Below are 25,438 nucleotides of genomic sequence, written 5' to 3'. Positions count from 1 at the left end.
GCGGCTGGATGAGCCTTGTGCTGTAACTCCCCAGGGGGTGCGCCCGGCGGTTCAGATCCGCCCCCGGCGCGCTGTGTTTTCTGTACCGGTTCGGTGACAGTGGTGTGACCCTAACCCTGGGGAATTTGGAAATCGAGGCTATAAAATGAGCAAGATGCACAAATAACCACATAATCCCTCAGGCGCCTCGACCTGACGCTGCGCAAGCCCTAGAAGACAGGCGACGGAGCGTGTGGAAGCCGCCGCCGTCCGCCGGGTGAGATGTTGGAGCTTTCGTTCGATGCTGATGGCGCAGATCACCGATTTTCACGTCACTCCGGCGGGCCGGCTGGCGGGCGCAGTCGATACCCGCACGGCCTTCACCGCCCTCGTCGACCACCTCGCCCGGCTCGCGCCGCGGCCCGACCTGCTCATCGTCAGCGGCGACCTCGGGGAGGTGGGCGTCGAGGAGGAATACGCCTTCGTGCGGGAGGGGCTGGAGCGCCTCGCGATCCCCTTCCTGGCCGTGCCCGGCAACCACGACCGGCGTGCGCCCATGCGCGCCGTTTTCGGTGCGCGGCACGATGATCCCAGCGCCGTTTTCGGTGCGCGGCACGATGATCCCAGCGCCGTTTTCGGTGCGCGGCACGATGATCCCAGCGCCGTTTTCGGTGCGCAGCACGATGATCCCAGCGCCGTTTTCGGTGCGCAGCACGATGATCCCAGCGCTGCTTTCGGTGCTGGATCGATCCATCTCGGCGTGGTGCGCGATATGGGGGCGTTGCGCATCATCGGCCTCGACACGCTGGTGGAAGGTCACTCCCACGGCGCCATCGCGGGCGACCAGCTGGCCTGGCTTGCCGCCGCGCTCGAAGGCGCCGCGGACCGGAAGGTGCTGATCGTCATGCACCACCCGCCGTTCGTCACCGGCATTCCCGCCATGGACGCCATCGGCCTCAGGGAGGGACGGGCGGAGCTCGAGGCGCTGCTGCGGGGGCGGGCGAACATCCTCGGCATCCTGTGCGGGCATGTCCATCGCGCCATCGTCGGCAGCTTCGCGGGGCACCGCGCGTTCATCGCCCCATCGGCCAGCCACCAGTTCGCGCTGGACTTCGCGGGCGCCGGCTTCCGCGTGGTGCGCGAGGCGCCGCAGATCGCCCTCCACCGGGTGGAGGACGGGGCGCTCGTGACATGCCTCGTTCCCGGCCCCGCGCTTTCCTGGTGAGGCGCGGCCCCTCGCGGCGCCAGACGGTCGTCCCCGGCGCGCGTATCAGTCCGCGATGCGGCCGTCCACCACGCGAATAATGCGGTCGCAACGGCCGGCGAGGTCCATGTTGTGCGTCACCAGCAGGAAGGTGGTGCCGTGGCGCGCGTTCTCGCGGCGCATCAGGGTGAACACGTCGTCGGCCGAGCGTGTATCGAGGTTGCCGGTCGGCTCGTCCGCCAGCACCAGATCCGGCTGCATGGCGAGGGCCCGGGCCACCGCGACACGCTGCTGCTGGCCGCCGGACATGTGGGTGGCCTTGTTGCCGGCCACGGCCCCGAGCCCCACCTCGCCAAGCAGCTCCAGCGCGCGCTTCTCCATCTGCGCGGAGGGAAAGCGCCGGTCCGCCAGCAGGGGCATCATCACGTTCTCCAGCGCGGTGAAGGCGGAGATGAGCAGGTGCGACTGGAATACGAAGCCGATGGTGTGGCCGCGCAGGCGTGTCAGCTCGCCCTCGCCGAGCGCGCCGGTGTCGCGGCCGTGGATCAGGATGCGGCCGGATGTCGGCCGGTCGAGCAGGCCGATGATGTTGAGCAGCGTGCTCTTGCCCGATCCCGACGGACCGATCAGGGCGACGAACTCCCCGCGCGCCAGCGAGAGGTCGATGCCGTGCAGCACCTCGGTCTCGGAGGGAAGGCCGAGGTTGTAGGATTTGCGGATCTGTTCCAGCCGCAGGATCGGTTCAGCCACGGATCGCCACCACCGGATCGAGACGCGCCGCACGCAGAGCCGGCACCATCGCCGCCAGGATGCCGGTGAGGCTGGCGAGCAGCGCCGTCTCCACGAACAGGGACTGCTGCAGCACCAGCGGAAACAGCTCGCTGCCGTCGGCCTGCCGGGCGAGCGCATGCCAGTAGATCAGCGCACCGGCGCCGATGGCCGATCCCACCAGCGAGCCGAGGAAGCCGAGCAGCCCGCCCTGCAGCAGGAACACCGCCAGCACCTGCCCGCGCCGCGTGCCCATGGCGCGCAGGATGCCGATGTCGCGCGAGCGCTGGATCACCGACACCACCAGCACCGCCGCGATGCCGAACGCCACCGAGATGGCGACGAACACGCGGATGAGCAGGTTGGTGTTCTTCTGCGCCTGCACGGCGGTGAAGAACTGGGCGTTGGTCTTGATCCAGCTGTCGGCCTGCACCCGCTCGGTGGCGCCGATGGCGCGGGCCACGTCGTCGGCGGCGTAGATGTCGTGGACCGCGATGTCGATGGAGGTCGCCCCGCCGATGATGCCGAGCAGCGACTGGGCGGTGCGCAGGGCAACGAAGGTGGAGCGCTGGTTGGCCGCCTTGTTGCCGAGGTCCATCAGGCCGGTGATGGTGAGGGTGCGGGTGGCGCCGCTGGCGGCGCGCAGGTTCAGCTTGTCGCCCACGGTGGCGCCGAGATCCTTGGCGAGCTCGGTGCCGATCAGGATGTCCTCGGAGGTCAGGCGCGGCTGGCCGGCGACGATGTAGTCCGGCACGCGCACGATGCGGAAATAGGTCTCCGGCTCCACCCCCGTCATGGTCACGGAGCGGCTGGCATCGCCACGCGCCGCCAGCACCGATCCGCCGGCGGTGGGCGAGGCCTGCGCCACCTGCGGCATGGCGCGGGTGGCGGCGATGATGCGTGGCCACTGGTCGATGGAGATGATGCGCTGGCTGGGCCGCTGCACCACCGCATCCTCCAGCGTGCCGGGCGCGTCACGGAGCGGGCGGGCGATCTGGTCCGGCGGCAGGAGCTGCACATGGGCCTGCGAGGTGAGCACCCGCTTCAGGAAATTCTGCTCCAGCCCCGCCAGCATGGCGGTCATGAACACGATGACGCCGACGCCGATGGCGATGCCGATGAGGATGAACAGCGTCTGCAGCCGGCCCTCGCGCAGGAAGCGCACGGCGGTGATCCACTCGAAGGGCAGGAGCGGGCTCATGGCGCGATCTGACTCATGGCAGCGGGCTCATGGTAGCAGGCTCATGGCAGCTGGCTCATGGCTTGCTCGCCCCCGCCGCGCCGGGCGCGAGCGGCCGCAGCCGCGCGCCGGGGCCGATGGCGATGCCGTCCGGCACCACGAGATCGCCGGCCGCGAGCCCTTCGGTGATCTCCACGCGGGCATTGCCGCGCAGGCCCAGCCGCACCGGCTGGCGCACCGTGCGCCCGTCCCTCACCAGCATCACCCACGGGGCGGCCGAGGCGAGGTCGCGCACGGTGTTGAGCGGCACGGACAGGACATTGTCCCGCCGCGCGGTCTCGATGTCCACGGAGACGGTCATGTCCTGCCGCAGGTAGGCCGGCGGGTGGGGTACCGTCAGCTTCACCTGCACGGTGGCTCGGGTGATGTCGATGCCCGGGTTGATGTAGGTGAGCGTCGCGGCGAACCGCTCGGCCGGAAAGGCGTCGGCGGAGGCGAGCGCCGGCTGGCCCAGAGCCAGCATGCCGAGATTGCGCTCGTCGATGTCCGCCACCAGCTGCACGTCGCCGGCGGGGGCGAGCACCAGCAGCACGCGGCCGGGCTGGACGATGGTGCCGCGCTCCACCTTGCGGGCGATGAGCACGCCGTCGCGCGGAGCGGTGATGGTGGCGTAGGCGAGGCGCGAGCGCGCCGCCTCCAGCGTGGCGCGGGCCTGGTCCAGCTCGGTCTGGGCCATCACGAAATCGCTGCCGCCGGTGCTGGCGGTGAACACCTGGAACTGCGCCGCATTCACCTGCGCGCGGGCCTGGTCGAGGGCCCGCTGGGCATCGTCGAGCGCGGCCTTGGTGGCATTGCCGTGGGCGGCGAGCTCGGACGTGCGGTTATAGCTCGCCTGGGCGTTGCGCAGAGAGGCCTGCGCCTGCGCAAGGTTCTCCTTCGCCACCGGCAGCGTCAGCTCCGTGAGCTGGCGCATGCGTGCCTCCGCCTGCGCCACCGCCCCCTGCGCCTGCACGAAGACGGCGTTCAGCTCCTCGCGCTGGATGGCGACGAGCGGCTGGCCGCTGGTGACGCTCTGGCCTTCCTCCACCAGCACGTCGGCCACCATGCCGGTGATCTGCGCGCCGATCTCCACCCGGAACGGCGTCTCCACATGGCCGCTCGCCACCACGGTGCGCACGAGGTCGCCGCGCTCCACCCGCGCCACCGTGATCTCGGGGCCGACGAGGGCGCGGCGGACCTGCCAGCCGCCGAAGGCCACAAGGGCGATCGTCACGGCAACCAGCCAGCGGTGGGCCCACAGCACGGCGATGCGCCCGCGCACAGGTCGCGTGGGCGCGGGGGAGGGGGTATCCGGCAGGGGCTGGCCGGCGGGCGTGGGCTCTGTCTTCACGATCGGCATCTTCACGCGGTCGCGGGCGAGGTCAACGGCCTGTCGGCGCGGCCGCGTCGCCCTGCCGCGCGGCACGTCGATCCGTCGCGAGGCATCGCCCGCTGGCGCCGGGGACGGAAACGCGGTGGCAACCTCGCTGCGCCACTTTGCGCCATCGCCCGCTCGCCGGAGCGGGACCGGACCTTGCGGAGAGCCAGAACCATGAGCGCCTCACCCCTCACCGTCATCGCCGTGACCCGCGCCAAGCCGGGCCGCGCAGATGCCCTGCGCGCGGCGCAGGAGCAGCTGGTGGCGGACACCCTGCGCGAGGACGGATGCCTGCGCTATGAGCTGCATCAGTCCCTGGAAGATCCGCATCTCTTGATCTTCGTGGAGAGCTGGCAGAGCGAGGAGAAGCTGCAGGCGCACCTCACCGGCGCCGCGATCGCCCGCTTCGACGCCTCCGGCCCGCGGGCCCATCTCGCCGATCTGGTGATCCACCGGATGGAGAAGATCGCGGGATAGGAGCGCCGGCAGGCGAGCGAGGCTCCCGCCCCTCAGCTGCAATTGGTGACCTGGTTGGAGCAGATGCCGCGCCACCAGCCGCGCCGGCCGTCGCGGCTCTTCGTCAGCGCCCAGTTGGCTGAGCAGGCGTAGAGCTCAACCAGCGCGCTGTCGATGGCAAGGGTGCCGTCCGGCGTCGCCGCGCCCTCGCCCGGCGGGAAGTCCTGCGCATCCACATGGGGCGCCTGCATCAGGTGCTGCACCGGCATCTGCGAGTTGGCATAGGCGCCGCCCGCCTCCGAGGCGCGGATCCAGCCGGTGCCGGAATAGGTCTTCGGATAGGAGCGGGGCGGGGGATCGTCATAGGGCGCGCCGGGCGGGGTGGCGCCGGTGATGCGGAACCAGCCGGCCTTGTAGCCGGTGATCTTGAACTCCACGCGCCACCCGGCCTCCGAACCCTGGCCGGACTCCGGCGTCTCGTGCATCGGGGCGAGGCGGCCGACCACCTTCGCGGTGTCGGAAGGGGCGGCGCGCACGGCGATGCCCTTCTTCCCGTCATCCATGGCCCAGGCGGAAAGGGCGCAGGGCTCGATGCCCGGCTCGGCCTTCCGCTTCGCCGCAAGCTTGCGCTCCAGCGCCTGCATCTCCTCGTCGAGATCATCCCGCGGGCGCTCCTCGGCCCGGCGCGGGCGCAGGCTGGCGGACGCGACCGCGAGGGTGCCGTTGTCCGACGTCAGCACCACCTCGAGCACCTGCCCCGGATCGAGCGCGCTGCCCGGCGTGGCAGGATTGTCCGCGCCCGCCGGGTAGACCGCGATGGCCGCCTTCAGCCCGCCCTCGTCGAGCAGGATCACCTGCCCGGCGACAAGGCCCGGCGGCAGCTTCGCCCGCGCGGCGGCGATCCACGGAGCCTCCTCGCCCCGCGCCGGCAGCGCGAGGGCGACGAGCGACGCGGCCAGAGCGACAGCGGGTCCGACGCGGCGGCCGGCAAACATGGCGGGCCTCACTGGGGCGCGACCACGCGGAGCGGCGTCGCATAGGGCTCCACCCTGAGGCTGTCGTGGCCGAGGATGCTGATGCGGCGCAGCGGCGCCTGCTCCAGCTGCCCGTCGGGCGCCTTGCGCACGGCATACTGCCAGACCGTCAGCTCGCCCTTGTCCTTCAGCGCCCGGCCCACGGCCGTCACGTCGCTGCCGCCGATGGCCTTGGCCTCCTCGGGGCTCAGCCCCACCACGACCTCGTCGCGCACCGTGACGATCTTGAACAGGTTGACGGACTGCGCCAGCGCGCCAGTGGCGAGCACGGACGCCAGCGCGCCGGCGGCGGCCAGCGTCGCGGTGGTGCGGCGCAGGGCGCGCATCGAGAAAGGCGTGACAATCGACATGATGGGCTCCCGGCTCCAGCTCGACCGCAGCGGACGCGCATCCGCATCGTCCGTCAAGCGTGGCCATAAAGCCCCGCGGTACATGAACGCCAGCCGAACGAAGTCATGCCCCGCCATCGCGCAGTGAAGCGGGGGGCAGCCGTGTCTTGATCCATGTCAATCGCCGTCCCGCCCGTAATAAAAGGGTCAAGGGCACCAACTAGAACCGCATTCGGGGGACGTGTCGCGCTGTCTTCACGGATCGGGCGATGCCGCATCGACGCCAACAAAGGCGACGTGGGAGAATGTCCGTCCCCGTCACATGCGTGGAAGAGCGGGGGCGGCATGTTTTCACTTCAGGGTCACAAGGCGCTGGTGGTGGGTGTCGCCAACGACCAGTCCATCGCCTGGGGCTGCGCCAGGGCGCTGCGGGCGCAGGGCGCGGAGCTTGCCATCACCTATCTCAACGAGAAGGCCGAGCGCCACGTGCGCCCGCTGGCGGAGGAGCTGGGCGCGAGCCTGATCCTGCCGCTGGACGTGAGCGTGCCGGGCGAGCTCGACCGCGTGTTCGACGAGATCGCCGCCCGCTGGGGCCGGCTCGACACGCTGCTGCACTCCATCGCCTTCTGCCCGAAGGAAGACCTGCACGGCCGCGTGGTGGACTGCTCCGCCGAGGGCTTCGCCCTGGCCATGGACGTCTCGGTCCACTCCTTCCTGCGCATGATCCGCCGCGCCGAGCCGCTCATGGGTGAAGGCGGCACCTGCATGACCGTGTCGTTCTACGGCGCGGAGAAGGTGGTCGAGAACTACAACATCATGGGGCCGGTGAAGTCGGCGCTGGAATCGGTGGTGCGCTACGCCGCCGCCGAGCTGGGCGAGAAGCGCATCTCCGTCCACGCCCTCTCGCCGGGGCCGCTGAAGACCCGCGCGGCCTCCGGCATCGGCCATTTCGACGACCTGCTGAACGCCGCGGCCGAGCGCGCGCCCACCCACCTGCTCGCCTCCATCGAGGACGTGGGCGCCTACGCCGCATTCCTCGCCAGCCGCGAGGCGGCCAACGTGACGGGCGGCGTTCACCAGATCGACGGCGGCTACAGCATCATCGCCTGAGCGACCGGCAGGGGCCGCCGCGCTCCGGCCGGCGCGGGCACACGAGAGGCCGCGGGCGCGGCGCACCACGGGGCAGACCGACATGAAGCGCGAGAACCGGACCTTCGACGAGCTGCAGGTGGGGGAGAGCGCGGAGCTCAGGCGCATCTGCACGGCGGATGACCTGTTCGTGTTCGCCACGGCCTCGGGCAACCACAATCCGCTGCACCTGCCGGGCTACGACCTCGACGCCGACGGCGCCGCCGACCCGGTGTCGGCGCCTTCCATGTGGGTCGGCTCGCTGATTTCCGCCGTGCTCGGCAACATCCTGCCCGGCGCCGGCACGCTCTACCGTTCCCAGACGTTCCAGTTCCTCGGCCGCGCGCGTGACGGCGACGACCTGATCGCCCGCGTCCGCCTCACCGAGAAGCGCGCGGACGGCACCGTGGTGTTCGCCACCTCCGTCCGCCGCGAGGAGCCGGAGGAGATGCTGCTCGAGGGCGAGGCGGTGGTGGTGGCGCCGCGCCGCAAGTTCGTGTTCGAGGAGCAGGACGTGCCCGGCCTGCTGGTGGAGCGCCATCGCCATTTCGACGCGCTGGTGGCGCGCGCCGAGACCCTGCCGCCGCTGGCGGTGGCGGTGGTGGCGCCGGAGGAGCCGAATGCGCTCGGCGGGGCGCTGCTGGCCGCCCGGCACCACCTCATCACGCCGATCCTGATCGGCAGCCGGCGCAAGATCGAGGCCGCCGCGCGCGCGGGCGAAGAGAGCCTCGACGGCATCGAGATCATCGACATCGCCGACCATTCCGCCGCCTCCAACGCCGCGGTGGATCTGGTGGCCGACGGCCGTGCCGGCGCGCTCATGAAGGGCCATCTGCATACCGACGAACTGCTCCATGCGGCCCTGCGCAAGGAGCGCGGCCTGCGCGCCGGCCGGCGCTTCACCCACATCTTCGTCATGGACGTGCCCGGCCTCTCCCATCCGCTGCTGGTGACGGATGCGGCCATCAACATCCAGCCGGACCTCGCCACCAAGGTCGACATCGTGCAGAACGCCATCGACCTCGCCATCTCGCTGGGCATCGCCGAGCCGAAGGTGGGCGTGCTCTCGGCGGTGGAGACGGTGAACCCGCAGATCCCCTCCTCGGTGGACGGGGCGCTGCTCTCCAAGATGGCCGAGCGCGGCCAGATCCATGGCGGCGTGGTGGACGGGCCGCTCGCCATGGACAACGCCATCGACATCGCCGCAGCCCGCACCAAGGGCATCTCCTCGCCGGTGGCGGGCCGGGCCGAGGTGCTGGTGGTGCCGGATCTCGACGCCGGCAACATGCTGGCCAAGCAGCTCACCTACATCTCCCACGCCGAGGGCGCGGGCATCGTCATGGGCGCGAAGGTGCCCATCATCCTCACCTCGCGGGCCGACAGCGCCAAGGCGCGCCTTGCCTCCTGCGCGGTGGCCGCCATCCACCACGCCCGCATCGCGGGCCTCGCCGCCAAGGAAGGCGCCGCCTCATGACGCTGCCGGTCACCCTCACGCTGAATGCCGGCTCATCCTCCCTCAAGTTCAGCCTCTACGACATCTCCGGCGAGCCGGCGCAGATGGCCATCGGGCTGGTGGAGAACATCGGCCGCCAGCCGCGCCTGAAGGTGGACCTGGGCGAGGCCCTGCCGCGGGTCGCCCGCGACCTGTCCGCCGAGGAGGCGTCGGACCACGTGAGCGCCCTTGCGACCGTGCTCGCGCTGCTGCGCCAGCATTTCCCCACCGCCCGCGCCAGCGTGGTGGGGCACCGGGTGGTGCATGGCGGCCCGCGCTATTCCGAGCCGATGGCGGTGACCGACACGGTGATGGCGGAGCTGACCCGTCTGTCCCCCTTCGCCCCCATCCACCAGCCGCACAACCTCGCCGGCATCGCGGCGGCCAAGGCGGCGTTCCCGGATGCGCTGCAGGTGGCCTGCTTCGACACCGCCTTCCACCGCCACCATCCCAAGGCCAACGACGTGTTCGCCCTGCCGCGCGAGTATTACGACAAGGGCATCCGCCGCTACGGCTTCCACGGACTCTCGTACGAGTACGTCTCCGGCGAGCTGAAGCGCATCGCGCCGCAGCTGCACGCCGGGCGGGTGGTGGTGGCGCATCTCGGCAACGGCGCCTCCATGTGCGGCATCCTCGGCGGGCGCTCGGTGGCGTCCACCATGGGCTTCACCGCGCTCGACGGACTGCCCATGGGCACGCGCGTGGGGCAGGTGGACCCGGGCGTGATCTTCTACATGGTGCAGCAGGAGGGCCGCACCATCGACGAGGTGCGGGACATCTTCTACACCCAGTCCGGCCTGCTCGGCCTCTCGGGCATCTCCAACGACATGCGGGTGCTGGAGAGCGCCGGCGTGCCGGAGGCCAACGAGGCCATCGACTATTTCGTGTTCCGCATCCGCCGCGAGCTGGGCGGCCTTGCCGCCGCGCTGGGCGGGCTCGACGCGCTGGTGTTCTGCGGCGGCATCGGCGAGAACTCGCGCAAGATCCGCCGGCGCATCTGCGACGGGCTGGACTGGATCGGCCTCGAGCTCGACCATGATCGCAACGACGGCAACGCCCGAGTCATCTCGACGGACTTCAGCCGCGCGCGCATCATGGTCATTCCGACCAACGAGGAAATCGTGATTGCCCGCGCCGCCCGCCGCCTCCTGGGGGAACACGGGGGCGGCGCGGCCGGGGAGAAGGGGGAAGCATGAGGAAGGCGATCCATCCCGAGGATGCGGCGGCGCTCGTCCCGGACGGCGCGGTGGTGCTCATCGGCGGCTTCATGGGCGTCGGCACGCCCGAGCGCATGATCGACGCGCTGGTGGCGCGCGGGGTGCGCAATCTCACCGTGGTGGCCAATGACGCCGCCATGCCGGGCCGCGGCATCGGCAAGCTGGTGAGCGCGGGAGCCGTCTCGCGGGCCATCATGTCCCACATCGGCCTCAACGCGGAGATCCAGAAGAAGATGATCGCCGGCGAGGTGGAGGTGGAGCTGGTGCCCCAGGGCACGCTGGTGGAGCGCATCCGCGCGGCCGGCGTCGGCCTCGGCGGCGTGCTCACCGCCACCGGCCTCGGCACCCCGGTGGAGGACGGCAAGCAGGTGGTCGAGATCGACGGCCGCCGCTTCCTGGTGGAGAAGCCCATCCACGGCGACTTCGCGCTGATCGCCGCCCAGCAGGCCGATTATGCCGGCAACCTCATGTATTCGCTCACCGCGCACAACTTCAATCCCATCATGGCGCTGGCCGGCCGCACGGTGATCGTGGAGCCGGAGCTGATCGTGCCGGTGGGGGTCATCTCGCCCGATGCGGTGAAGACGCCGGGCGTGCTCGTCGACCACATGCTTGCGAGGGCCGCGTGATGGATGCCCGGACGCCCATGAGCGCCAAGGAAGTGATCGCCCGCCGCGTGGCGCAGGAGATCAAGCCCGGCATGCTGGTCAACCTCGGCATCGGCCTGCCGAGCATGGTGGCCAATTTCATCCCCCACGACTACGGCGTGTTCTTCCAGGCGGAGAACGGGGTGATCGGCCTCGGCGCCCGCCCGCCGGAGGGCATGGAGGATCCGCACCTCACCGACGCCGGCGGCGGCTTCGTCACCGCCGTGCCGGGCGCGGCCTCTATCGACAGCGCCATGAGCTTCGGCCTGATCCGCGGCGGCCATCTCGACATGACCGTGCTGGGCGGCCTGCAGGTGGACGAGCACGGCTATCTCGCCAACTGGATGGTGCCGGGCAAGATGGTGCCTGGCATGGGCGGCGCCATGGATCTGGTGGCGGGCGCCAAGCGCGTGGTGGTGGCCATGGTCCACTCGGCCAAGGGCGAGGCGAAGATCGTGCCCGAATGCACGCTCCCCCTCACCGCCATGCGCCGGGTGAGCCTGATCGTGACCGAGCTGGCGGTGATCGAGCCCACGCACGAAGGGCTGGTGCTGCGCGAGCGTGGGCCGGGCGTGAGCATCGACCAGATCCTCGCCCAGACCACCGCCAAGCTCATCATCGAGGACGACGTTCCCGACATGTGCATCGGCTGAGGCACAGGACCGAAGCCGCTCCAACACGGCCGTATGATTGAAGGAAAGGGCCGGGCGATGCGCGTCCGGCCCTTCGCCGTTTGATCTGTCTGCGGGACGCCATGCGCGTCGCCCGTCCGCCTGCCCGCGGCGCACCGCGCCGGCGGTGCGGGCACGATGCGGCACGCAAACCCGGTCCGCTCCCGCTCCTCGGCCAAGGCCGGCGCCGCAAGAGGATGCGGCGCCCGCTCCGATGCCCCGTCCCGGCGCCTATTGCGCGGCGACCGTGAGCGACGTCAGCGGATCTTCCAGCACGTCCAGCGTTGCCGGCGGCAGGCCCAGCACCTGGCGGAAGCGCTGGAGCATGGCGAGGGTGCGCGGCTCCATGTCGGCGAGGGCGCCCGGCACGTATTGCACCACCTCGGCGGCGCGGCGGCGCTCCTCGGGGGTGCGCAGCAGGTCCGGCAGGGTGTCGATGGCGGCGGCGCCGGCATATTCCACGATCAGCGTCTGCTCATGGATGATCTGCGCCCGCCGCGCCGTCGGCAGGGAGCGGAACGGCTCGTCCTTCGTGAGCACCCGTGCCGAACGCTCCAGCCGGTCGCGGCGCACGGTGCCGCGGGCCTCCGCCAGCAGGATGAGCATGCGGATCACAGCCTCAACGAAGCCGCCCGAGGACACGTGCAGCAGCGCCGACTGCACCTCCGGCAGGCCCACGAGTTCCTCCTTCGACTTGCGGGTGCGCTCGAAGTTGAAGGCACGGCCGAACCAGCGCATCTGCGGCGTGGCGTAGATGGAGAAGAAGGCCACCTCGTACCAGGCGTCGCGCACGTCGCGGATGATGTCGAGCGACTGCTCGAAGGCGTCGGCCAGCAGCTTCTCCGCCAGCACGAACGGGTTGTCCTCGGCCGCCGGCTGGCGCGCCTGCGCGGTCGCCTCGGCGGCGGCGGGCAGGGCGCCGCACAGCGGGTTGCGCGAGGAGAGCAGGGCGCGCTGCAGCCGCAGCGGATGCATCTGGCGGCCGATCTCGGCGCTCGCACGCGTCACGCTCGCCTGCACCAGCGGGCGGGCGAAGATGTCGTAGAGCTCGCCCTGCAGTTCGGACATGCGCTCCACCGCGCCGAACGGCACCTCGTCCTGCCGCCCGTCGCCATAGCCGGGCAGGTCCGAAATCCGGCGCTCGGCGAAGGAGACGGTGAAGTGCTTGGAATGGCCTTCGCCCGCCACGTCCTCGATGACCATCTCGTACAGGCCCGGGGCCAGGGCCTCGATGGTCTTCAGCGTCGATGCCACCTCCGCATGCTCGCGCTTGGCGATGGAGGAGGAGACGAAGATGCCGAGGTGCCCGATGGAGTCGTGCACCATGTAGACGATGCGCTGACCGCGGATGCGGATCTCGGTCTCGTCCGCATACGCGTCCATGATCCAGTTCAGCGCCTGCTTGACGGGGGTGATGTTGTCCCCGTGGCTGGCGAAGACGATGATGGGCGAGCGGATCTGCTTCACGTCGAGCGCGCGGCCGTGCTCGAGGCGTGCCTCGTTGCGGGCCAGCTTGTTGCCCACGAACAGCTCGCGCACGATCCACACGATCTCCGGCTCGTTCAGCAGGAAGAAGCCGGACCACCACTTCTCGAACTCGAGGAAGCGGCCGCGCTCGCTGTCCACCTTCTCGAACAGGTCGTAATACTTGCGGAACCAGGTGCGGCCGGGGTTCAGCATCTCGAAGTTGAGCACCAGCCACGCGCCGTCGAACACGCCGTCGCCGAAGTCGGACCAGAACATGGGCAGGACCTGCCCGCCGAGCAGGCCGGCGTTGTAGCGCATGGGGTTGGCGCCCACGTCGCCGGACCACGTCTCCACCGGCGCGCCGTTCAGCACCAGCGGGCCGGTGATGTCGGGGTTGGACGCGCCCAGGACCAGCGTCGCCCAGCCGCCCTGGCAGTTGCCGATCACCACCGGCTTCGGGGCGTCGGGATGGGCGGCCTGGACGTGCCGCACGAAGGCGGCCTCGGCGCGGGTGACGTCGGCCAGCGTCTGGCCGGGCTCGGGCTCGCGCCGGAACGAGGTGAAATAGACCGGGTGGCCGGCCTTCAGCGCCACGCCCACCTGGCTGTCGGCCTTGAAGCCGCCGATGCCGGCGCCGTGCCCCGCTCGCGGGTCGATGATGATGTAGGGCCGCTTGCTGTCGAGAACCTCGACGCCCTCCGGCGGCTTGATCCGCAGCAGCATGTAGTTCGAGGGACGCGGCAGGTCGCGGCCGTCCACCACCACGTCGTAGTCATAGATCAGCACCGGCGGGCAGCCGGCCGCCTCGTGGGCGAAGAAGGTGTCGCCGCGCTCGCGCAGGGCATCGGCCACCAGCACCGCCCGCTGCGCCCGGTCCTGCAGGTAGGCGCGCGCGTCGCTCACCAGCGCCAGCGGCGGCCGGCCGGGCTTCGTCACCTCGGCCACGAGGCCGGTCAGGGCGTTGAAGGTGGTGCGCAGCCGCTCGCCATGGGTGGCCGAGATGTTGCTGAAGTGCCGGCCCGCCGCCTTGGAGGTGAGCTCGCCCACGCCAGACCATTCCGACATCTGGGCGGTGAGCGCCAGCGCGCGCTGGCGCGCGGTCCAGGCATTGCCGTCGGTGACGGCGTTGAAGAACGGATTGACGTAGTCGGAGTGCGGCAGACGCATGTCCAAGCGAACCTCCATGCCGCGGGCGCCGGCTCCGGCCGCCACGCGCGGGAATGTAATGGCCGGGGGGAGGGCCATCTCGCGCGTGAGGCTAGCGCACCAACATTGCAGGCAAATGGCTGTCGCGGATCAATTGCGCTGAGCCGGCAAATCACTCCGTGTCGGGGCAGAACAACGCGCCGCGGCGACAGAAAAGACCGTTCCGCGCCTGCATCTCCGCAGTCTTATTGCGCGCCGTGAGCGCGGATCGCCGATGAATATGGCGCAGTCGCGCCACGCTGGGGCGGGATCACCGCCTCCCGGCGCACCTGATCGAGCGGCCGGTCGCGCGGGATCAGTGCGTGGTCGTAGAGATAGTCCGGCAGATAGCCCGAGAGCAGGATGCGCCAGTCGAACGGCACGCCCGGCTCCACCAGCCGGGCCAGGTCGTAGATCACCGTCGTGCAGTTGGAGGTGGCGGTCTGGTAGAAGGCCGGGTGGGCGGCCAGATCGTTGGCGAGCGCGACGTAGGACAGGAACAGCCGACGCGCCTGATCGGGCGTCACCTTGAGCGGATAGAGCGAGACCGTCTCGCCGCGCGCATCGGTGCGCAGGCGCACGATGTCGTTCTCGTCCGCCGCGATCAGCGCCAGCTCGAACTCCTTGAAGAAGCCGCCCACCTCGGAGAAGGCCTCGGTGCGCTCGCGGCGGATCTCCACCGAGAACACCACCCGCTCCCCGGTGGAAAAGCCGAAGCCGATGAGGGTGTGGGCGATGGCCGGGTTGCCCCAGACCGAGCTGAACAGGTCCACCGACTGGAGCGTGTCCAGCTGGTAGAGGCGGGTTTCCCAGCGGGGGGAGAAGTCGGTCTCGCTGCGCCAGACGAAGTTGCGCACGTTGTGCAGGATGACCTGATTGCCCTCCACCTCGCCGGTCACCGTGCGGGAGACTTCCGGCGCCCAGTCGCGACTGTCGGACGGGCGGATGGACCCCCACCACAGGCCGACCGCAAGAACGAGCGCGGCCGTCCCCGCCCACGCCAGCGCCTGCCGCCGCAGGGCGAGCACCGCCAGCCCGACGGCCGCGACCACCGTTCCGGCCATGGCGAGGGAACGCCAGCCGTCCGGCGCCTGATAGGCGAGGGCGGTGAGGGTCCACGTGGTGGCGAGCGCAAGGAGGACGACCAGCAGGACGATGCCCGCCACGCGCGCCCGGCGCCGCCGGGAAGGGGCAGGGGTGGCATCGGCCGGCGGAGGGGGAGGTGGGGTCTGGGTCATGGGCGCGGGGGCAGGAGGGCGATTGCGAAGGAAGGATCGGCCGCCCTGTAGCCCCTGCGGCCCCGGAATGCCAGCGCGCGGGCGCCTGCCGAAGCTCCTCGGCAAGCGCCGGCGGGCGGGTGTGGACTGCCTGCGCACCGCCCCGGATGTGTGGGAGCGGCGGTGTCGTGCGGCCGCACGCCCCTCCGGGGCGCGCGGGGCCCGGGTCAGCGATCGCGCTTGGCCGGCGCGCGGACCGCACCGCCGCCGATGGCTTCCGGCGACGTCGGCAATCCTGCCGAACCGTGCCTTCGGGAGCAGCAAGGGAGCGTCGCCGGGCCGGGGCCTGTCCACCGGCCGTTAACGTTAACTGGGGATTAAGCGGACGCTGCGACGTTGAGGCATGTCTGCCGCTCAACCTCTCGCTGAACCCGTCCCCGGCCCGATCCGGGCGAGGCCCGCGCGCCGCGCGGGTGCCGGCCTCGCGCTGGCGCTCGCGCTGCTCGCGTCCACGGCGCCGCCTGCGCGCGCCCAGAATGTGGAGCTGTCCGGCGCAGCCTGGGCGGCCGCGGACAAGGCCTACGCCGCCCAGCGCGAGCAGCGCTACGCGGAGGCGGAGGCCTATGCGCGCGAGGCGCTGAAGCTGCGCCCCGATGCGCCCCAGCTCTGGCTGATCCTGATGGATGCGCTGGAATGGCAGGGCAAGCTGGACGAGGCCGTGGCCGTCGGCAACAAGGCGCTGGCCCAGGGCATCACCGACCAGTCGCTGGTGGCGCGCCTGCGCTCCCTCAGCAGCAAGCTCGCGCAGGCGCCCGGGCTCGCCGCCAACAAGGCGCTGGAGGCGGGGAACGCCCGGGCCGCCGCCGAGCAGGCGCGCAAGGCCATCGCGCTGGTGCCGGATGCGCTCACCTACCGCATGCAGCTCGTCTATGCGCTGATCGCCGCCGGAGACCTGCCGGCAGCCGAGAAGGCCGCGAGCGAGGCCATGCAGGTCGATCCCCAGTCCTTCCTTCCGCGCGCGCTGCGCGGCTACCTGCGCGAGCGTCAGGGCCGCATCGCCGAGGCGGAGGCCGATTTCGACGCCGCGCTGGAGGATGAGGTGCTCACCGGCGCCACCGGCCGCGAGGTGCGGATCGTGATCGCCGACGCCGCCATCGCCGCCGGCCATCCCGAGCGGGCGATCCGCATCCTGGAGGCGACGGGGACGCCGGATGATCCTGCGGTGGCGCTGCGGCTGCGCGCCGCGCGCCAGCAGATCAAGACCCCCGGCATGGTCTCGGCCAAGGCGTGGCAGAGCCTGCCGGTTCCGTTCCAGAAGTGCGTCGAGACGCCTTACGGCCCGGCGTGCAGCCTGTGGCCGGCGCAGGCGCCGCCCGGTGCCGCGCTGGCCGCCCTCAACCCTTCGGCGCCCGGCTACGCTGCCGCTACCGCCGCTTACGCCGCGTTCGGCCGCAAGGATTACGGCGGCGCCATCCGCGAGGCCCGTCGCGCGCTGGCCGCCGAGCCGGGCAACATCAACTATCGCCTGCTGCTGCTGAACGCGCTCCTCGCCGGCGGCCAGCACGCGGCGGCGCGCGACGAGGCGCGCCAGCTGCTCGCATCCGGCAAGCTGCCCCCCGCGCAGGTGCGCCCGGTGCGGCTTTCGCTCGCCGATGCGGCGCTGTCGGCCAAGCAGCCAGAGCTCGCCATCTGGGCGCTCCAGCCCTATGCCGGCGAGGACAGCTACGAGGTGCAGGCGCGGCTCGGATATGCCTATCTCGCGCTGGAGGACCGGGAGGCGGCGCTGGCCGCCTTCACCCGCGCCGCAGCCGGCGCCCGCACGGCGCAGGAGCGCATGGCGATGCTCTCCGCGCGCATCGGCGTGCTCGCGCAGCTCGACCGGAAGGACGAGGCGCGGCAGCTGTTCCTGTCCGCCTACGAGAGCGGCGCCCTGCGCGGCATGAAGGCGGTGGACCTCGCCGTTCTGGCCAGCCAGGCGGGAGAGGACGATCTCGCCTACGCCTATTTCTCCGAGGCCAACGGCCGCTGGGGCCTGCGCGGCACCACCCTGATCGAGGCGGCCACCAATGCCCGCCGCACCTACCACAACGCCGAGGCGGTGGATTACCTGAAGTCGGCCATCGACGAGGCGCGCGAGGGCAAGCTCGCGGTCGATCCGCAATATCTGTTCGGCCTGCGCCGGCAGGTGTCGGAGCTGACGCGCACATGGGGCGCCTATGCTTCGGTGAACTATGGTCCCGTCGGCGTCGCCCCAGGCTCCTATCTCGCGCCGCCGTCCCCCGGCGCCAGCAACACGGTGGGCGCCGGCGGCGAGATCTTCTGGCGGCCGCCGGGGATCGGCTACCGCGACGGCTCCATCTTCGAGCTGTTCGTCCGCGGCTTCGGCACGCTCTATGCCGACGCCGGCGGCCCGACCGGGTTCGATACGATCCAGGGATCGGTGGGTGCGCGGTGGAAGCCGATCAAGAACGAGAATCTCGTGTTCGAGATCTCCTATCTCTTCCCCGTCGGCCAATATGCGCGCGAGGATCTCCTGCTGCGCGCCGCCTGGTCGCGGGGGGAGGGCACGGACCTGCGGGTGGACGTGGACACCTGGCGCGCGTGGCAGATCTATGCGGACTACAACTATTTCGTCAGCCTGCCGGAGACGATCGCCACCTTCGAGGGGCGCTACGGCCAGGCGTTCCGCATGGATGCGCTGTCCGACCATCTGGTGCTGTGGCCGTATCTGGCCATCGGCGGCGGCTATGACACAGCCTATGCGACGCCGTTCGCGCTCGGTGCCGGACCCGGGCTGACGGCCCGCTACTGGTTCAACGAGGACGAATATTCCGCGCCGCGCTCCTACATCGACCTGACGCTCCAGTACCGCTGGAAGCTGGCCGGCGACGACCGTGCGCAGGGCGTGTTCGCCGGCGCCTTCCTCTCCTACTGACGGGCCACGCCGCCGCCTCAGTCAGGCGTCGCCCCGGCCAGCCGTGGCCTTGCTGCGGGCGCGCGCCTTCGGCTTCGGCGGCCCTTTCGCGGCGCCCGCCGGGGCCTCCGCCGCGTGGAAGCTGCACTGGCCGTGGTCGGACAGCGTCTCGATGACACGACACTCGGCGACGCGCCCATGGGCGCAGGCGCGCACCATCTGCGCCAGCTCGGCCTCCAGCGCCTTGAGGAACGAGATCCGCTGGCGCACCTCCTCCAGCCGCGCGCTGGCGATGGCGTCGGCCTCGGCGCAGGACTGGTCCGGACGGTCCTGCAGGGAAAGCAGGGCGCGGATGGCGTCGAGCTCGAACCCCAGCTCGCGGGCGTGGCGGATGAAGACGAGCCGCCGCACCTCCGCCGGGCCGTAGAGCCGCCGGTTGGCCTGCGTGCGCACCAGCTCCGGGATCAGGCCGGCCTGCTCGTAGAAGCGGATGGTGGGCACCTTCACCCCGCTGGCGCGGGCCGCCTCGCCGATGGTGAACGCCGCTGCGACGGTGCCGGACATGGGGCTTGCTCCTCTAGTCACTAGAGCATCTAGGGTGCGCCGGTGACAAAGGGAAGGGTTGCATGATGAACGCCCCGGAGGCCCGGACGCGCTTCCGCGTGACCGGCATGGATTGCGCGGCCTGCGCCGCGAAGATCGAGGTGGCGACCCGCCGTCTCGATGGCGTGGTGGAGGCCAGCGTGTCGGTTGCCAGCGGCACGCTCGTGGTGCGCCACCGGCCGGATGCCGACCTCTCGGCGCTGGCGCCGCGCCTGAGGCCCATGGGCTACGAGCTGCTCGCGGATGCAGGCGAGGCGTCGGCCTCCGCCGTGGCGCCGTGCTGCGGCGGGCATGCCGGCCATGACGATGACGGTCACGACCATGACGGGCATGAGCACGGAGCGCATGACCATGCTGGCCACGACCACGCGGGGCACAGCCATGCCGGCCGCGACCACGACCACGCCGCGCCCCCATCGGCCGGAACGCCGGCCGCGTTCTGGTCCAGCCCCAAGGTGCGGCTGACGCTGGCGAGCGGTGCGGCCTTCCTCGCCGCCTTCGCTTCCGGCCTCGTGCTGCCGCAAGCCCAGACGGCGCTGTTCATCGCCGCCATGCTGGTGGGGCTGGTGCCCATCGCGCGGCGCGCCTTTGCCGCCGCCACCAACGGGATGCCCTTCACCATCGAGATGCTGATGACGGTTGCGGCGGTGGGCGCCGTCATCATCGGCGCGGCCGAGGAGGCGGCGGCCGTCGTGTTCCTCTTCCTCGTCGGCGAATTGCTGGAGGGCTTCGCGGCCGGGCGCGCCCGCGACGGCATCCGCGCGCTGGCGGCGCTGATGCCGAAGACGGCGCTCGTCCGGCGCGGCGAGGGCTTCGTGGAGGTGGATGCGGCGGGGCTGGCCGTCGGCGACGTCATCCTCGCGCGCCCGGGCGACCGGATCGCCGCGGACGGCGAGATCGTCGCCGGCGCCGGCGGCATCGACGAAAGCATGGTCACGGGCGAGAGCGCGCCGGTCACCAAGGGCGTCGGCGCCGGCGTGTTCGCCGGCACCGTCAACGGCGAGGCTGCGCTCACCGTGCGCGTCACCGCCGCTGCCCGCGACAACACCATCGCCCGCGTGGTGAAGCTGGTGGAGGAGGCGCAGGAGGCGCGTGCCCCCACGGAGCGCTTCATCGACCGCTTCTCGCGCTATTACACCCCGGCCGTGGTCGTCCTCGGCGCGCTGGTGGCCCTCGTGCCGCCGCTGCTGCTGGGCGGCGCGTGGGAGGAATGGATCTATCGCGGCCTTGCCATTCTCCTCATCGGCTGCCCGTGCGCGCTGGTGATCTCGACCCCCGCGGCCATCGCCTCCGGACTGTCCGCGGGCGCGCGGCGCGGGCTGCTCATGAAGGGCGGGGCGGTGCTGGAGACGGCGGGCAAGGTGAACGTCGTCTGCCTCGACAAGACCGGCACGCTCACCGAGGGCCGGCCGCAGGTGACCGATATCCTGGGCGTGAGCCTGCCCGAAGCCGAGGTGCTGCGCCTCGCGGCAGCGCTGGAGACCGGTTCCAGCCACCCGCTGGCGCGCGCGATCCTGGACCGGGCGGCGGCGGACGGCGTGACGGTGCCGGCGGCGGGCGATGCCCGCGCCCTCGCCGGCAAGGGCGTGCGCGCCAGCGTGGAGGGGCGGGATGTGTTCCTCGGCGCGGCCTCCGCGATCGCGGAGCAGGGCGTGCCCGACGCGGCCTTCTCAGACCGCCTCGCCACGCTCAACGACGCGGGCAAGACGGTCTCCGTGCTGCTCGTCGACGGGGCCCTCGCGGGCGCCATCGCCATGCGCGACGAGCCGCGCCCGGATGCGGCCGCCGGCCTTGCCGCGCTGCGGGAGCGGGGGCTGCGCGTCCTCATGCTCACCGGCGACAACCCCCGCACCGCCGCCGCCATCGGCCGGGCCCTCGGCATCGAGGTGCAGGCGGGCCTGCTGCCGCAGGACAAGCAGCGCATCGTCGCCGGGCTGCGGCAGTCGGGCGCGGTGGTGGCCAAGGTGGGTGACGGCATCAACGACGCGCCGGCCCTCGCCGCCGCGGACATCGGCATCGCCATGGGTGGCGGTACCGACGTGGCGCTGGAGACGGCGGACGCCGCCGTGCTGCATGGACGGGTCCGCGACATCGCCGCCATGTTCGACCTGTCGTTGCGGACCATGCGCAACATCCACCAGAACATCGCCATCTCGCTGGGGCTGAAGGCAGTGTTCCTGGTCACGACCATCGCCGGCATCACCGGCCTGTGGCCCGCGATCCTCGCCGACACCGGCGCCACCGTTCTGGTGACCGCCAACGCCCTGCGCCTTCTGGACATCCGCGCCCGGGAGGGGTGAGCGCGCGAGGCAAGCCGCTCCGGCCCGCACGGGCGGCGGCACCGGCACCGCCGGCGAAAGCTGTGGCCTGGCCGCGCCGGCAGGCGCATGATCCGCCGGTGCGGCCGAGCCGGTGCCGGTGCCGAAGGTCGCGCGAGCAGGTGGGCCATGTGAATGGCGGCGCCCGCACAGTCCGACGCCATCCGCACCGCGGGGATCACCCCATGCCGTACATCTTGCTGGCTGCCATCATCAGCATCCTGCTGCTGCAGGGGACGGGCGCCATTCCGCTGGACAGCGTCGGTGGCTCGATCGTCATCGCGGGCGCCGTTCTCGTGGGCGCCGTGGTCGTCGCCGTCCATGAGGCCTGGACGAAGAAGCGAGGCGTCCTCGGCTGGATCGTGAACATCGTCATCGCATGTGTCGGCGCGCTCGTCGTGGCCCCGCTCGGCGGCGCGGTGATGGTGATGCTGCTCTCGCCGTTCATGGACGGGTCGTCGTCGCTGGCCGCCGCAGGCGGCTTCCGGATGGGCGTTGCCCTGGCCGGCCAGATGGCCATCACCCTGCTGGGGGCGTGGGGCGCTCTGCGCCTCGTGAGCCGGTGGCGCTGAGCCTGCGCGGCCAACGCGCGCTCGCCCGCGCCCCGGACCGGGACCACGCGGACAGGCCCGGCGCGGCCCGCGAGCCGATCGCGCTTCGTCCGTGCCCCATGCTTCCCACATACGCCGCTGGGAATGTCGCGCCGGAGGAGCGGCCCTCGGCGCAGGTGCCACGGATCGTGACGGGGAACTGCTGGTGACGTGGATGGGAGAAGGGCGCTGCGCACCGACGGCTGGCCGGGGTCAGGCCTCGTCGGCCGTCAGTTCCGTGTCGACCGCGACCTGATTGCGGCCGTTGCGTTTCGCGGCATAGAGCATCCGGTCCGCCCGATGCATCACCTCGATCAGCTGTTCCCCGGTCCGCCATTCGGCGACGCCGAAGCTCGCGGTGACCGTCACATGGTTCGGCAGGCCCGAGAAACGCGTGAGCTCCACCGCCTGGCGCAGGCGCTCCGCGAACTCGGCGGCTCCCCTCCTGCCTGTCCTCGGGAGCAGGACGACGAACTCCTCTCCGCCCAGGCGCGCCGCCACGTCCCGCGGGCGCGTCTTGGCCTCCAGCAGGAGGGCGAACTCGACCAGCACCCGGTCGCCCGCGGCATGGCCGAACCTGTCGTTGATGCTCTTGAAATGATCGACGTCGCAATAGACGACGCTCATGGCCTCCGGCGACCGGTTGGCGGCGGCCTCCGCCCGGACGAGGAAGCTGCGGCGGTTGGCGATGCCCGTCAGCGGATCGACCGCCCCTTCCCGCCGCAATTCCTCGATCACGTCCCCCACCACTGCGCCCAGCAAGGTCAGCGAGATGAGGAACGTGCTGATGAGCAGGGTGAAGTTCAGCACCTGCCAGAACGGCGAGTGGCGGAAGATCGGCCCCGCGGCCTTCATGTCGAACCCCGGCCGGGACGCGTCCATGGAATAGATCTCCTGGGACACCGACATGGTGAGGATGGTGCGCGGGAAAAAATGCAGGCCGAAAATAAGGATGAGCCAGAAGATCAGCCGGTCGAGCCCCCGTTGCGGTCCCGCCCGGGCGATGCAGACCGCCGCGACCAGGAACATGAGGCCGAAGCCGAAGTGCTGCACGTAGATGCGCATCACCAGATCGCGCTGGATGTAGAAGAAGTAATATTTCAACGCCATCAGGATCGCGGCGATTAAAAAGAGGAGGAGTTCTCCTTCCTTCACGCCCAGCCGCGCCCATACGCCCTTGATCAGGAACAGGATGGCGAGCGTATAGAGCGTTCCTGCCACCATGGTGTTGTGGCCGGTATCGGACGGAATGCCCAGCATCTGCGAGAGCGAGGCCATGGCGAACGTCAGGAAGGTCGCCGTGAACAGCAGGATGTAGCGGCGAGACCTCTGGAACAGCCATGCGCCGAGGAAGGCTGCGGCGAAGATCACCGAGACCGCTGGGCCCGTATAGAGGTAGATGTCGGTGACGGGTGTCACGGTCGCCCTCACCCAGCCCCGAACCCGCGCACCCGCGCCCCCGCAGCAGCGCCCTCCTTGCCCACCCGATGCCCCTCCCGGTATGGCCGCATGTCCGTTCCATAGGGGCGGCTTTGCCGTCCGGGTCAAGCGTCAATCAGGCGGCGCGCCGGAACCTAGCAATGGCCGCGAAGGCAGGATCGGGAGCTGAGGGAGGCCGAGGCGCGCCGCCGAACGTGCCCGGGCCTCCGCGAACGCCGCGGGCCGGAGGGGCGGACAGCCATTCAAGAATACTATTTAAGATCAGTCTGATGGTTGGGAGCCTAGGCGATAGCGGCGAAGAATACTTCAAATCCCGGCGGTGCGCTTGGAGTGCCCGGTTCGGACTTTGCCGGGATCAGGCGGAGGAGGGCGCGACCGTCGGCGCCCCCACGCCCGGTTGAAGATTTGCGCTATGCTACTTCGTCGCATGTTCCGCGGCGAATGTAACGCTATGGTTGCATCGTCAAGGCAGGGGGTGCGAATGGTCAGGCTGGGGCGAGTGGTGATCATGGCCGCAATGCTGGCGGCTGTCGGCGGGTGCCAGCTCTCAAATCCCAGACTTTTCGTGACCCACCACCCACCCCAGATGGGGCCGGTCCCACAACCGGGAACCGACTTTGCCGTGCATCCGTGAGGCCCGGCTATAGCCGCGCGCCTGTGGAGCCTTCATCCCTGTCCAGCCCGCGCTCTTTTCATGGGTGCGGCTGGAGCCACGTCCCGTCCGGGAATGGCAGCATCACCGGCGGATGCTCCAGGCGTATCCGCCTGTGGTTCAGGCGCAAAATGGCGGCCGCGCGAGGTGAGGCTGGGCACGCTCGGCGATCCCCGTTCCACCGCACCCGGTTGATGAGGCACGGCGCTCGGCAGCATCGCCCTGCCAGTGGTTCTGGCCCGCGCGAAAATGCGCCCAGGCACCTCCTTCCTCACGCGGCGGGGCAGGGCCTTTCGGAGGGGCTGCGGATCACCGTGAGATTGATCGTCGGTCAGCCCTTGCAGGCCGAATCCGCCGGAACCGAGAGGCGTGCGACGGTGGCGATGCGCCGGGCTGCGAGCTCCGAAACCAGGAAGGCGGCTCCGAGAAGACCCGCGCCGACGAAGCCGAGGTCATGGCCGCTGAGTGCCCGGAGGCCCAGCGCGCCGACGATGCCCGCGGTCGTGACGCCGAAATAGGTGCACGAGGTGTTGAGGCCGACCACGATGGGGGCGATCGCGGGCGCCAGCGTCACCAGACGATGCTGCTGCGGCTCCAGGATGCCCCAGCCGCAGGCGCCCCAGATGGCAATGGCCAGAACGGCCGTCCAGGCGTTGGCGCTCGACCAGGGCATCAGCGCGGTGTTGACGATCAGCACCGTCAGCATCGCGACGACGACCTTGCGTGACCCGATCCTGTCGATCAGGCGACCCGCAAGCAGGTTGGAGGCCGTTCCCGCGATCCCCCACATCACCAGCAGGCCGCCGATCATCGCAGGGCTGCCGCCGATGGCACGGTCGAAGACGACGGCAAAATAGGTGTACGGGATGAAGATCCCGCTCATGGCGAGCAGCGTCGTCGCGAGCGTCAGTCCGATACGGGCGTCGGCAAGCGGCGCGAGGCGCTGGCGAAGCGTAACCGCGGGCGGCAGCGGCATCTCCGGCAGGAATGCCCAGACGCCGAGACAGGATGCAGTCCCGAGCGCCGCGACGAAGACCATCGTCCACCGCCAGTCGCCGAGGCCGCCGATCACGGCGCCCGTCGGCGAGCCCAGCGCGGTGGCCGTCGTCAGGCCGGCCACGATGACGGCGAGCGCGAAGCCCCGGCGCTCCGGCGGCACAAGCATGGAACCCGCCCCCATTGCGGTGGGCGAGAACATCGCGGCGCCGAGGCCCGCGACCGCCCGTGTCAGCAGGGCAATTGCGAATGTCGGGGAAACGGCCGTCGCCAGATTGGCCACCACGAACAGCGACAGGCCCGCGAGAAGAAGACGCTTGCGGGCGACCGATCCGGCGAGCGCTGCGATCGTCGGCGCCAGGACGGCGTAGGTGATCGCATAGACCGTCGTCATCTGGCCCGCGGCGCCGATGCCGACGCCGAAGGCGCGCGAGATCTCCGGCAGCACGCCGGCGATTACGAAGCTGTCGGTTCCCAGCGCGAACGTGCCGAGAGCCAGCGTGAGCAGGCGTCTGTCCATGACCTGAGATCCTC

At 70.8% G+C, this 25,438-nt stretch carries 20 protein-coding genes; 10 read left to right on the top strand and 10 right to left on the bottom strand.

Features of this window, described 5'->3' with window-relative positions:
* Positions 1–232: 232 nt before the first annotated feature.
* Positions 233–1,204, top strand: a complete 972-nt coding sequence (locus V5F49_RS02505; RefSeq protein ID WP_509210736.1) for a metallophosphoesterase — start codon at positions 233–235, stop codon at positions 1,202–1,204.
* Positions 1,205–1,249: 45 nt separating this feature from the next.
* Here the strand turns inward: V5F49_RS02505 and V5F49_RS02500 are convergent, their stop codons facing one another.
* Genes V5F49_RS02500 through V5F49_RS02490 form a run of 3 tightly spaced genes read right to left on the bottom strand, consistent with a single transcriptional unit; the run spans position 1,250 to position 4,530 of the window.
* On the bottom strand, positions 1,250–1,933 hold the full coding sequence (locus V5F49_RS02500; protein WP_394114751.1) for an ABC transporter ATP-binding protein: 684 nt from the start codon (positions 1,931–1,933) through the stop codon (positions 1,250–1,252).
* Positions 1,926–3,152: an ABC transporter permease gene (locus tag V5F49_RS02495; protein WP_394114752.1), complete on the bottom strand. Its 1,227-nt coding sequence runs from the start codon at positions 3,150–3,152 to the stop codon at positions 1,926–1,928. Before V5F49_RS02495 ends, V5F49_RS02500 begins: the two co-directional genes overlap by 8 nt.
* Positions 3,153–3,207: 55 nt before the next feature.
* Positions 3,208–4,530 (bottom strand): efflux RND transporter periplasmic adaptor subunit, encoded by a 1,323-nt coding sequence (locus V5F49_RS02490; RefSeq protein ID WP_394114753.1) that lies wholly within the window; start codon positions 4,528–4,530, stop codon positions 3,208–3,210.
* A gap of 192 nt (positions 4,531–4,722) precedes the next feature.
* Here V5F49_RS02490 and V5F49_RS02485 point away from each other — a divergent pair, with 192 nt between their 5' ends.
* A complete protein-coding gene (locus tag V5F49_RS02485) occupies positions 4,723–5,025 on the top strand; it encodes a putative quinol monooxygenase (RefSeq protein ID WP_394114754.1) in 303 nt (100 codons plus the stop codon).
* Between the two features lie 32 nt (positions 5,026–5,057).
* On the opposite strand, the gene V5F49_RS02480 is transcribed toward V5F49_RS02485, so the two are convergent.
* Together V5F49_RS02480 and V5F49_RS02475 are read right to left on the bottom strand one after the other, a co-directional pair.
* Entirely contained in the window at positions 5,058–5,999 is a 942-nt protein-coding gene (locus tag V5F49_RS02480) for an SH3 domain-containing protein (protein ID WP_394114755.1), read from the bottom strand.
* Between the two features lie 8 nt (positions 6,000–6,007).
* Positions 6,008–6,388: a hypothetical protein gene (locus V5F49_RS02475; RefSeq protein WP_394114756.1), complete on the bottom strand. Its 381-nt coding sequence runs from the start codon at positions 6,386–6,388 to the stop codon at positions 6,008–6,010.
* Between the two features lie 324 nt (positions 6,389–6,712).
* Here V5F49_RS02475 and fabI point away from each other — a divergent pair, with 324 nt between their 5' ends.
* From fabI to V5F49_RS02450, 5 genes are all read left to right on the top strand, one after another.
* Positions 6,713–7,477 (top strand): enoyl-ACP reductase FabI, encoded by a 765-nt coding sequence (gene fabI, locus V5F49_RS02470; protein ID WP_394114757.1) that lies wholly within the window; start codon positions 6,713–6,715, stop codon positions 7,475–7,477.
* A gap of 82 nt (positions 7,478–7,559) precedes the next feature.
* A complete protein-coding gene (locus V5F49_RS02465) occupies positions 7,560–8,969 on the top strand; it encodes a bifunctional enoyl-CoA hydratase/phosphate acetyltransferase (protein ID WP_394114758.1) in 1,410 nt (469 codons plus the stop codon).
* Entirely contained in the window at positions 8,966–10,183 is a 1,218-nt protein-coding gene (locus tag V5F49_RS02460; protein WP_394114759.1) for an acetate/propionate family kinase, read from the top strand. Before V5F49_RS02465 ends, V5F49_RS02460 begins: the two co-directional genes overlap by 4 nt.
* Positions 10,180–10,833 carry a CoA transferase subunit A gene (locus V5F49_RS02455; RefSeq protein ID WP_394114760.1) on the top strand — a complete coding sequence of 218 codons (654 nt, stop codon included), beginning with the start codon at positions 10,180–10,182 and terminating at the stop codon, positions 10,831–10,833. The genes V5F49_RS02460 and V5F49_RS02455 overlap by 4 nt, the downstream gene beginning before the upstream one ends.
* A 17-nt stretch (positions 10,834–10,850) precedes the next feature.
* Positions 10,851–11,504 carry a 3-oxoacid CoA-transferase subunit B gene (locus V5F49_RS02450; RefSeq protein WP_394114761.1) on the top strand — a complete coding sequence of 218 codons (654 nt, stop codon included), beginning with the start codon at positions 10,851–10,853 and terminating at the stop codon, positions 11,502–11,504.
* A gap of 249 nt (positions 11,505–11,753) precedes the next feature.
* Here the strand turns inward: V5F49_RS02450 and V5F49_RS02445 are convergent, their stop codons facing one another.
* Together V5F49_RS02445 and V5F49_RS02440 are read right to left on the bottom strand one after the other, a co-directional pair.
* Positions 11,754–14,156, bottom strand: a complete 2,403-nt coding sequence (locus tag V5F49_RS02445) for a DUF3141 domain-containing protein (protein WP_394114762.1) — start codon at positions 14,154–14,156, stop codon at positions 11,754–11,756.
* A 224-nt stretch (positions 14,157–14,380) separates the two neighbouring features.
* Positions 14,381–15,340: an Lnb N-terminal periplasmic domain-containing protein gene (locus V5F49_RS02440; RefSeq protein ID WP_394114763.1), complete on the bottom strand. Its 960-nt coding sequence runs from the start codon at positions 15,338–15,340 to the stop codon at positions 14,381–14,383.
* A gap of 454 nt (positions 15,341–15,794) precedes the next feature.
* Here V5F49_RS02440 and V5F49_RS02435 point away from each other — a divergent pair, with 454 nt between their 5' ends.
* Entirely contained in the window at positions 15,795–18,326 is a 2,532-nt protein-coding gene (locus tag V5F49_RS02435; RefSeq protein ID WP_394114764.1) for an NfrA family protein, read from the top strand.
* 21 nt (positions 18,327–18,347) lie between these two features.
* Here V5F49_RS02435 and V5F49_RS02430 read toward each other — a convergent pair whose 3' ends face one another.
* Complete coding sequence (locus V5F49_RS02430) at positions 18,348–18,869, bottom strand: MerR family transcriptional regulator (RefSeq protein WP_394114765.1); 522 nt, start codon at positions 18,867–18,869, stop codon at positions 18,348–18,350.
* Between the two features lie 65 nt (positions 18,870–18,934).
* Between V5F49_RS02430 and V5F49_RS02425 the strand changes: the two genes are divergently transcribed.
* The gene (locus V5F49_RS02425; RefSeq protein WP_394114901.1) at positions 18,935–21,208 is read left to right on the top strand and encodes a heavy metal translocating P-type ATPase; all 2,274 of its coding nucleotides are present in this window, start codon (positions 18,935–18,937) and stop codon (positions 21,206–21,208) included.
* A 203-nt stretch (positions 21,209–21,411) separates the two neighbouring features.
* Positions 21,412–21,798, top strand: a complete 387-nt coding sequence (locus V5F49_RS02420; RefSeq protein ID WP_394114766.1) for a hypothetical protein — start codon at positions 21,412–21,414, stop codon at positions 21,796–21,798.
* Between the two features lie 231 nt (positions 21,799–22,029).
* On the opposite strand, the gene V5F49_RS02415 is transcribed toward V5F49_RS02420, so the two are convergent.
* Together V5F49_RS02415 and V5F49_RS02410 are read right to left on the bottom strand one after the other, a co-directional pair.
* Entirely contained in the window at positions 22,030–23,235 is a 1,206-nt protein-coding gene (locus V5F49_RS02415) for a GGDEF domain-containing protein (protein WP_394114767.1), read from the bottom strand.
* Between the two features lie 1,004 nt (positions 23,236–24,239).
* The gene (locus V5F49_RS02410; RefSeq protein WP_394114768.1) at positions 24,240–25,424 is read right to left on the bottom strand and encodes an MFS transporter; all 1,185 of its coding nucleotides are present in this window, start codon (positions 25,422–25,424) and stop codon (positions 24,240–24,242) included.
* Positions 25,425–25,438: the final 14 nt, after the last annotated feature.

The organism is Xanthobacter lutulentifluminis (genome assembly GCF_043194675.2).
GTDB lineage: Bacteria > Pseudomonadota > Alphaproteobacteria > Rhizobiales > Xanthobacteraceae > Xanthobacter.
This window is presented reverse-complemented; position numbering and strand designations above follow the sequence as displayed.